The sequence below is a fragment of the Rhodococcus sp. GQ147 genome, from assembly GCF_059759155.1.
On record NZ_JCAXDU010000025.1, the window covers coordinates 52,460 to 58,742 of the forward strand.

Consider the following 6,283-nt stretch of genomic DNA (forward strand, 5'->3'; position numbering starts at 1 on the left):
ACCTGCCCAGCCTGAGTGCGGGGCAGGCTCGTTTCTGCGGTCACCGGCTCGGGGATGTCGGTGTTGACGTGATCCGGGTCGGCCTGACACGCCGAGCAGCGAGCTTGGCGGAAGGATCGACCATGACGGAAACACTGGAGCCCATGGCGGACGAGATGAACCAGCTGGAGTTGGCGCAGCAACTACTGGCCCAGGCCGAGGAACAAGGCGTCTAACTGATGGGCCCGAACGGACTGCTCGGGCAGTTGACGAAGACCGTGCTCGAAACCGCACTCGACGCTGAGGAACGAGCCGACGAGAGTGTCGACGCGGTCGAGGTTCAGCCCGGCGACGAATTCGTCAAACGGGTGCAGGACATCAGCGAGGATCACCCCGTGTCAGACCTGAGTTCCACGAGTTGACGTCGTTTCTAGCCAATTCGTTAGGATCGCTGCAGGTCACGAGTTCGAGCATGTGGCGCGCGGGTCACTAATCGAGCGGAGTATGGAGGTGGTGGATCTGTACGTGGTGCAGTCCAAGACCGCCTCCGGGGCCATCGGCGTGCAGATCTGGGAGAAGATCCGCGGTCGGCGCCAGATGATCGCGCACATCGGCTCGGCCCACACGCCCGGCGAGCTTGCGGCATTGATCGAGATTGCTAAGCAACGAATCAACGCTAACCAGCACGAACTCGATCTCGGGCTGGAGGATCGAGCCTCGGCGGTGGTCCGAGGTGAGATAGTTTTAAGCCACCCACCGGATGGCTCTCGGGCATCAGAAGTTACCGTTGGATACAGTTCACTTGGCCTCCCCGAAACCATAACCGAGAGATTCAAAAACGAGGCAGGCCAAACGTTTAGCCGATCAAAGATAAAGTGATACAGCAATGCCAACCACATTGACAGTTGATAACGAAACAGTCGAAGCTCTTGTCGAGAAACTCGCCAACGACCGCTATTTTCTCGCCGAATATCCCGCAGACCACGCTGCCTTTATCCTCTTTTACGAGTCAAACACAATAAAACTCCTTGCCGCCGCTTATGGGCCCCAGCGTGAGGATAACGTCGGCGACATCCACCCCAAGACGTTTGGGATTCTAAGAGCGGTAGTCAACAACACTTGGCTCGACAACCGGGAATACCAACCCGGCGAACCTGTCGCAGGGGTGATCCAGTGCGACCTCGAGGCGAAGTCCGCAACCGTGACCTACCACCTCGGCAACGAAGCCGAGGCCTGGCGCTTCAACGATGACAACTCCATGGAGCTTCGAGCCGCGCTGGCCCCCTGACCCGACCCCCACTGAGAGGACTTGGCATGCCCGCTCCCCAGACGACTGACCCGACAGCGCTGCTCGGCCGGTGGGAATTGACCGGCTTCTCCGAACAGGACGCCGGACACCGCTCGGGCAGCTACGCGATCATCTTCCGCGACCGTTCGCTCTACACCCCGGAAACCATCTCCCCCGCCGGAGGCGAAACGCTCGAGATCACCGACTCCGACGGCGAGGTCCACTTCTCGATGCGAGGCGGCGCCAAGGTCCCCTGGACCTCCGCCGAGAAGGAGCAGGGCGTCCTGACCGACTCGATCGAGGACCAGGACGGACGCATCGTCAGCAGCGTGGCGCCATACCTCCGCATGGAGCGACTCGTGGACGGCACCTGGGTGAGCAAGTACTCCGACAGCGACCTCGACATGAACAGCAACCTGTTCACCGACGGCCCCGACCTCATCCTGATGGTCACCACCATCGTCGACGAACTCTACGTCACCAAATACTTCTACCGCTTCTCCCCAGCCTGAGCATTCCGTGCGACCATTACAGGCTCTTCCCAGATGACGGTGTAGGTCGGCCGGGCGCGTCGGTCCGCAGATAGACGTCGAGGTCTCCCGACGATGGAGGTTCCTACGCCATCCATCCGAAAGACCTCGACGTGTCCGACGCTACCCCGCCGGCCGGCTTCGGCCGCCCTGACCTGACCGCCTTCGCGGCTCATCCCAATCGACCCTGATCGGGTCTGCTGACCTCCTCGACGAGAACGCAGCGACATCACAGCCACCCAACCCCGACCGTCCGGGAAGCCGGGGCACGTCACATGGCCTGTGCTGCGGGCGTGTCGAGTGGGTCGTCCAGGGGCGACGCAGGAGCGTCGACGCGACGTGCTGAGAGGTGGTTCCAACCGAGCGCTAGGACACCGGCTACAGGCATGGCGATAGGTCAGGAACGGCGTCGCTCCCTGCGCAGGAGGGAGCGCAGAGTCTCGGCGTTCGCGTAGCCGACCCGTAGCGCGATCTCGGCGGAGGTGAGGTCCGTGGTTGCTGAGAGGTGCCGAGCTCGTTCGATGCGAAGCCGTTGGACGAAGCCGAGCGGAGTGAGGTTGAGCGCCGCACGGACTCGTCGTTCGAGGGTGCGCCGGCTGGTGCCGAGCGACTGCGCGACGAAGGCGACGTTGAACGGTTCGTCCAGGCGGGCGCGCACGAAGCGTTCGAACTCGACGACGATCGGGTCCTCGTGCCGGAGATGTTCGTAGGCGACGAAGGCCGCCTGCGACGGACGCTCGTCGATGATGAGGAGCTTGGCGACATATTGGGCCAGGTCGGGGCTGATCGATCGCACGAGTGAGAGCGCGAGGTCGATGTGGGCGAACGCGGCGCCGGCGGTGACGAGGTTCCCGTCGACCACGACCATGGTGTCGAGATCGAGGGCGACGGTCGGATAGCGCTTCAGGAACTCCGGCCCCAGGAACCAGCTGGTCGTCGCCCGCCGATGATGCATCCGTCCGGTCTCGGCGACGGCGAACACGCCGGTGCACGCCGCGGCGATCCGGGTGGTCGCGTCGTCGAGGCGCCCGAGTGAGGTGATGACCGAACGTGCATCTCGGCTCTGGAGGGCGTCGTTGGTAGCGGCGGCCGTGAGGGTTCCAAGCGCAGGGACGACGACCACGTCGAACTCTCCGGACTCCGACAGCGGGTGGTCTACCGACAGGGTCATCGATGCCGTCGTGGTCACTCGCCGTTTCGGTCCGAGGATGGCGAGTTCGATCGGGTCGATCCGCGGGTCGACATCGCCGCGGGCTCCGTCGGCCACCCGCACGATGTCGATGACCGACGCGACAGCCGAACCGAAGCAGCCGTCGATCGCGATCAGTCCGATACGCATGGCGCGAACAATAGCAATACTGTCGTATACGCCACTCCCCATCGGCCCTCGCTCGTCATACGCTGAACTCGCCCCACGAAGAACCCCGACTTCAAGGAGAACCCCTCATGTCCACACCAGCATCACTTCCGTATGCATTCGTCGCCAAGATCGTCGCGGCCGATGGACAGCACGACGCGCTCGCCGATCTGCTCGCCGGCGCTGTCGCACTCGCCAACGAAGAAGTAGGAACGATTGTCTGGTTCGCGGCTAGGACCCACGCCGACACCTTCTGGATCTTCGATGCATTCCCCGACGAGGCCGCTCGCGACGCCCACGCCAACGGCGCCATCGTCGCAGCCCTGATGGCCAACCAGCACCTCCTCGGCGCAGCACCCGAGATCCTGGCGGCCGACGTCCTCGCGTCCAAGCTCCCGTAGTCCGCCAACGCACGAGACGATCGCGCCCCGCCGAGCCGTCGGACCCGACCGCCTCGACACCCGCACCACGTTGACGATCCCCGACGGGCCGATCACGAGGAGGCCAGGCAACACCAGGCGCAAGCCTGGAGCGGCACTGTTTCACCGGTGGTCATCGAGAGAGCCAGCGCGGTTCCATGGCAGCGCAACTGTGTCAACTTGCCCTCCGTCCCGCGAGGCGCCGTGGGCGGGTCGTGGTTGCGATCCGTTGCCGTGACGGGAGACGCGTTGCGCGTCGCAGCGATGACGGGTCGTTGGCGAAAGAGGAATGCTTGGCCGCGATGCGCCGCCACAGGTCCCACGCCCGCGCGGGACCTTCGTCGAGTCTGGCCGCATTGTGGTGGGTGCCGTCGTCGGAGTTCTCTGTGAGCGAACCGATCGTGGCGAGCACGAGGTCGTCGGGACTGAGGTCGACGCCGCCGGGCACGCCGCCCTTTGTCCAGTGGATGCGGGTGGCCTGTTTACGGTCGCCGTCGAAAACGAAGTCGATGTCGGTGACCTCGGTGGAGAACTCGAATCTCACGCCCTGGTCCAGGAGCCAGCGGTACATGGGCAGCACGAGCGATTCGTAGCTTTCTCGCTCAGGCCGAACTCATTGTTGGTGACGAACTCCTCGCCCTGCCGGTGTGTGACCCGGTTGAGTGAGTAGTTGGGGTCGTCTTTGTTGAGCCAGTAGAACTCGTCGAGGACGGATCCGTCGACCTCGAGCGACGGGATGGTGCGGAACAGATCCCAGAGGCACTCCATGTGGTCTTCCATCTCGCGCCCGCCGCGGATGACAAACCCTTTGTCCGGCTTCTTGATACCGTCCAGCGCGCCGCCGGGCAGGTCCAGGCGCTCGAGGATTGTGATCTTGTCGCCGGAGAGTTGCCCGTCGCGGATCATGAACACCGCCGAGGCCATCGAGGTGAGCCCGGCGCCGACGAACCAGGCGGTCTTGTTCTCGACTCCCTCGGGCTTGCGGGGGCGGGCGAAGGCTTCGTAGTTTCCACTGCTGTAGTACATCTGGCTTGCACGTCCTCTCGTGGACTGTTCTGCCGCGGTCGTGGGTCAGTTGTAGGTGTAGAAGCCCTCGCCGGTGGCGACGCCCAGCTTGCCGTGGTCGATGTACTCGCTCTTCAGCCAGGCCGCGAGCGCCTGGTCCTCCTCCCCGCCGTGGGCGAGGATGTTGTACGGGGTGGCCAGGCCGATGACATCGGTGATCTGGAAGGGGCCCATCGGCGCTCCCGTGCCGATCCGCCACACGTTGTCGATGTCCTTCGGCTCGGCGTATCCGCCGGCGGCGAGTGCGTACCCGGCGTTGAGGAACGGCACCAGTAGCGAGTTGAGGACGTAGCCGGACTTCTCCTTGTACACGGGGATCGGAACCATCCCGATGTTGCCGGCGAAGGCGACGACCTCGTCGAACACGGCCGGATCGGTGTCGGCGGTGCCCATCACCTCGGCGGTGTTGAACTTCCAGACCCGGTTCGCGAAGTGCAGCGCGAGGAACTTGGCGGGGCGTCCGGTGGAGTCCTTGAGGTCGCTGGGCAGAAGTGTCGACGAGTTCGTTGCGAAGATCGTCTTCTCCGGTGCGAGCTCGCCGAGCCTTCGGTAGGTGTCCTGCTTGATGGACAGTACCTCGGGGATCGCCTCGATGACCAGATCCGCGTCCGCGACCGCGTCGGCGAGGTCGGAGGAGAACCGGACGCGGGTGAGCGCCTCGTCCGCTTTCCCCTCGGCTGCCCCCGCGACTCCGTCGTCCTTGTAGGTGGTGACGAGAGCGTCGAACCGCTTCTTGGCTGCCTCGGTGGCGTCGCTGCTGATGTCATATGCGGTGACCTGGAAGCCGCTGTAGGCGGTCTGGAAGGCGATCTGGGTGCCGAGGACTCCGGTTCCCAGGACGGTCACGTGTGTGATGTTGCTCATTGTTCTGTTTCCTTCATTCCTTCTCGGGCGGCGGATCCGGCCGCCGGGGTGTGTGCAGCACGCCGGTCACGATGAGCGTGACCTGACGTCTGAGGTCGTCGATCGCGTCAGCCTCGGGGATGTCCGAGGCCGTCATCCGAGCGATCGCGAGATGAGTGACGGCGAACAGCGAGGATCCTGCGACGCGTGCCTCCCCGTCGCTGAGGGTCGGAGCGGCGCGTCGTAGCGCGTCGGAGAGGGACGCCTCGAGCTCGAAGATCAACGCCATGCCCTCGGCCCGGAACTTCGCGTCGTGAGGGCCGAACAGCAGCTCCCGCTGGTACGCAGCACTGTTCTCCGGCTCACGTGCGGCAGCGACGACGAGCGGGTGCAGGCGGGCGAAGACCGCGGCGGCAGGATCCGGCGTCAACGCCGCACGCGCGGCGCCCTCATCTATCGATGCCCGGAGTGCCTCGTTGTAGACCATGAGCAGCAACTCGCTCTTGGTCGCTGCGTACCGGAACAAGGTCCCCGCTGCGACCCCGGCCGCGGCGGACACCTCCTGCGTCGTCACTGCGGAGAACCCGCGCGCACGCAACAGGTCGGACGCGGCGCGAAAGATTCGCTCCCGCTTGAGCCGCATGTTCTGCTCGCGGCGGGACTCTATCTCCCGAACGCCCGGGCGCCGTCCGCGCTCTGAAAGCTGCTGCACCTCGCTCACATTAATGAGCGTACTCATTTTTTTGCGGACCGCAAAGGGCGTACGCACGCGATCGGCGACAGGCGTGGCCGGTGTTGTGGT

General features: G+C 64.5%; 6 protein-coding genes and 3 pseudogenes. 5 read left to right on the top strand and 4 right to left on the bottom strand.

Features of this window, described 5'->3' with window-relative positions; genetic code table 11:
- Positions 1-143: 143 nt before the first annotated feature.
- From AC6CID_RS22500 to AC6CID_RS22515, 4 genes and pseudogenes are all read left to right on the top strand, one after another.
- Positions 144-284: pseudogene (locus AC6CID_RS22500) on the top strand (IS256 family transposase); the annotation flags it as partial.
- 220 nt (positions 285-504) lie between these two features.
- Positions 505-708, top strand: a pseudogene (locus AC6CID_RS22505) (IS1634 family transposase); the annotation flags it as partial.
- Positions 709-865: 157 nt separating this feature from the next.
- Positions 866-1,267 (top strand): hypothetical protein, encoded by a 402-nt coding sequence (locus AC6CID_RS22510; RefSeq protein WP_498354519.1) that lies wholly within the window; start codon positions 866-868, stop codon positions 1,265-1,267.
- A gap of 26 nt (positions 1,268-1,293) precedes the next feature.
- A complete protein-coding gene (locus AC6CID_RS22515) occupies positions 1,294-1,779 on the top strand; it encodes a hypothetical protein (RefSeq protein WP_033097161.1) in 486 nt (161 codons plus the stop codon).
- A gap of 415 nt (positions 1,780-2,194) precedes the next feature.
- Here the strand turns inward: AC6CID_RS22515 and AC6CID_RS22520 are convergent, their stop codons facing one another.
- Positions 2,195-3,136, bottom strand: coding sequence for a GlxA family transcriptional regulator (locus AC6CID_RS22520; protein ID WP_498354520.1), 942 nt, complete (start codon positions 3,134-3,136; stop codon positions 2,195-2,197).
- 107 nt (positions 3,137-3,243) lie between these two features.
- Here AC6CID_RS22520 and AC6CID_RS22525 point away from each other — a divergent pair, with 107 nt between their 5' ends.
- A complete protein-coding gene (locus tag AC6CID_RS22525; protein WP_006247389.1) occupies positions 3,244-3,555 on the top strand; it encodes a putative quinol monooxygenase in 312 nt (103 codons plus the stop codon).
- Positions 3,556-3,853: 298 nt separating this feature from the next.
- Here AC6CID_RS22525 and AC6CID_RS22530 read toward each other — a convergent pair.
- The 3 genes and pseudogenes from AC6CID_RS22530 to AC6CID_RS22540 all read right to left on the bottom strand — a co-directional run.
- Positions 3,854-4,599: pseudogene (locus AC6CID_RS22530) on the bottom strand (oleate hydratase); the annotation flags it as partial.
- Positions 4,600-4,644: 45 nt separating this feature from the next.
- Positions 4,645-5,502, bottom strand: a complete 858-nt coding sequence (locus AC6CID_RS22535; protein WP_064061576.1) for a 3-hydroxyacyl-CoA dehydrogenase — start codon at positions 5,500-5,502, stop codon at positions 4,645-4,647.
- A 13-nt stretch (positions 5,503-5,515) separates the two neighbouring features.
- A complete protein-coding gene (locus AC6CID_RS22540) occupies positions 5,516-6,202 on the bottom strand; it encodes a TetR/AcrR family transcriptional regulator (RefSeq protein WP_248846291.1) in 687 nt (228 codons plus the stop codon).
- Positions 6,203-6,283: the final 81 nt, after the last annotated feature.

Bases quoted from the DNA above. Each gene is read 5' to 3' on its own strand.
- AC6CID_RS22510 (WP_498354519.1), top strand. From the start codon at position 866: ATGCCAACCACATTGACAGTTGATAACGAAACAGTCGAAGCTCTTGTC.
- AC6CID_RS22515 (WP_033097161.1), top strand. From the start codon at position 1,294: ATGCCCGCTCCCCAGACGACTGACCCGACAGCGCTGCTCGGCCGGTGG.
- AC6CID_RS22520 (WP_498354520.1), bottom strand. From the start codon at position 3,136: ATGCGTATCGGACTGATCGCGATCGACGGCTGCTTCGGTTCGGCTGTC.
- AC6CID_RS22525 (WP_006247389.1), top strand. From the start codon at position 3,244: ATGTCCACACCAGCATCACTTCCGTATGCATTCGTCGCCAAGATCGTC.
- AC6CID_RS22535 (WP_064061576.1), bottom strand. From the start codon at position 5,502: ATGAGCAACATCACACACGTGACCGTCCTGGGAACCGGAGTCCTCGGC.